This is a genomic window from Klebsiella sp. HN106 (assembly GCF_051209435.1).
GTDB lineage: Bacteria > Pseudomonadota > Gammaproteobacteria > Enterobacterales > Enterobacteriaceae > Klebsiella > Klebsiella oxytoca.
The window spans coordinates 1-1810 of the sequence record NZ_JBLURD010000055.1 but is presented as its reverse complement, the minus strand read 5'-3'; the positions used below and the strand labels follow the sequence as shown (position 1 = coordinate 1810).

At 63.1% G+C, this 1810-nt stretch carries 2 protein-coding genes and 1 pseudogene; all 3 read left to right on the top strand.

All coding sequences use genetic code 11. The annotated features are described in order from the left end of the window. Positions 1 to 73 (top strand): hypothetical protein (locus tag ACSIPU_RS30225; protein WP_032414367.1); only part of this gene is annotated, 73 nt, incomplete at its 5' end. A 49-nt stretch (positions 74 to 122) separates the two neighbouring features. Next, positions 123 to 842 (top strand): annotated as a pseudogene (locus ACSIPU_RS30220) (helicase RepA family protein); the annotation flags it as partial. Next, the gene (repC, locus tag ACSIPU_RS30215) at positions 829 to 1800 is read left to right on the top strand and encodes a replication protein C, IncQ-type (protein WP_435322462.1); all 972 of its coding nucleotides are present in this window, start codon (positions 829 to 831) and stop codon (positions 1798 to 1800) included. The pseudogene ACSIPU_RS30220 and the gene repC, both read left to right, overlap by 14 nt. Positions 1801 to 1810 lie beyond the last annotated feature (10 nt).

Genomic DNA, 1810 nt, shown 5'->3' with positions numbered 1-1810 from the left:
CCAGGCCTCAGCATTTTATTATGGTGATCCCCTGGGCGAAATGCGCCTGGTAAGCAGAGTTTTTGAAATGTAAGGCCTTTGAATAAGACAAAAGGCTGCCTCATCGCTAACTTTGCAACAGTGCCGGTAAATCCATGCTGGCCCTGCAACTGGCCGCACAGATTGCAGGCGGGCCGGATCTGCTGGAGGTGGGCGAACTGCCCACCGGCCCGGTGATCTACCTGCCCGCCGAAGACCCGCCCACCGCCATTCATCACCGCCTGCACGCCCTTGGGGCGCACCTCAGCGCCGAGGAACGGCAAGCCGTGGCTGACGGCCTGCTGATCCAGCCGCTGATCGGCAGCCTGCCCAACATCATGGCCCCGGAGTGGTTCGACGGCCTCAAGCGCGCCGCCGAGGGCCGCCGCCTGATGGTGCTGGACACGCTGCGCCGGTTCCACATCGAGGAAGAAAACGCCAGCGGCCCCATGGCCCAGGTCATCGGTCGCATGGAGGCCATCGCCGCCGATACCGGGTGCTCTATCGTGTTCCTGCACCATGCCAGCAAGGGCGCGGCCATGATGGGCGCAGGCGACCAGCAGCAGGCCAGCCGGGGCAGCTCGGTACTGGTCGATAACATCCGCTGGCAGTCCTACCTGTCGAGCATGACCAGCGCCGAGGCCGAGGAATGGGGTGTGGACGACGACCAGCGCCGGTTCTTCGTCCGCTTCGGTGTGAGCAAGGCCAACTATGGCGCACCGTTCGCTGATCGGTGGTTCAGGCGGCATGACGGCGGGGTGCTCAAGCCCGCCGTGCTGGAGAGGCAGCGCAAGAGCAAGGGGGTGCCCCGTGGTGAAGCCTAAGAACAAGCACAGCCTCAGCCACGTCCGGCACGACCCGGCGCACTGTCTGGCCCCCGGCCTGTTCCGTGCCCTCAAGCGGGGCGAGCGCAAGCGCAGCAAGCTGGACGTGACGTATGACTACGGCGACGGCAAGCGGATCGAGTTCAGCGGCCCGGAGCCGCTGGGCGCTGATGATCTGCGCATCCTGCAAGGGCTGGTGGCCATGGCTGGGCCTAATGGCCTAGTGCTTGGCCCGGAACCCAAGACCGAAGGCGGACGGCAGCTCCGGCTGTTCCTGGAACCCAAGTGGGAGGCCGTCACCGCTGATGCCATGGTGGTCAAAGGTAGCTATCGGGCGCTGGCAAAGGAAATCGGGGCAGAGGTCGATAGTGGTGGGGCGCTCAAGCACATACAGGACTGCATCGAGCGCCTTTGGAAGGTATCCATCATCGCCCAGAATGGCCGCAAGCGGCAGGGGTTTCGGCTGCTGTCGGAGTACGCCAGCGACGAGGCGGACGGGCGCCTGTACGTGGCCCTGAACCCCTTGATCGCGCAGGCCGTCATGGGTGGCGGCCAGCATGTGCGCATCAGCATGGACGAGGTGCGGGCGCTGGACAGCGAAACCGCCCGCCTGCTGCACCAGCGGCTGTGTGGCTGGATCGACCCCGGCAAAACCGGCAAGGCTTCCATAGATACCTTGTGCGGCTATGTCTGGCCGTCAGAGGCCAGTGGTTCGACCATGCGCAAGCGCCGCCAGCGGGTGCGCGAGGCGTTGCCGGAGCTGGTCGCGCTGGGCTGGACGGTAACCGAGTTCGCGGCGGGCAAGTACGACATCACCCGGCCCAAGGCGGCAGGCCGACCCCCCCCACTCTATTGTAAACAAGACATTTTTATCTTTTATATTCAATGGCTTATTTTCCTGCTAATTGGTAATACCATGAAAAATACCATGCTCAGAAAAGGCTTAACAATATTTTGAAAAATTGCCT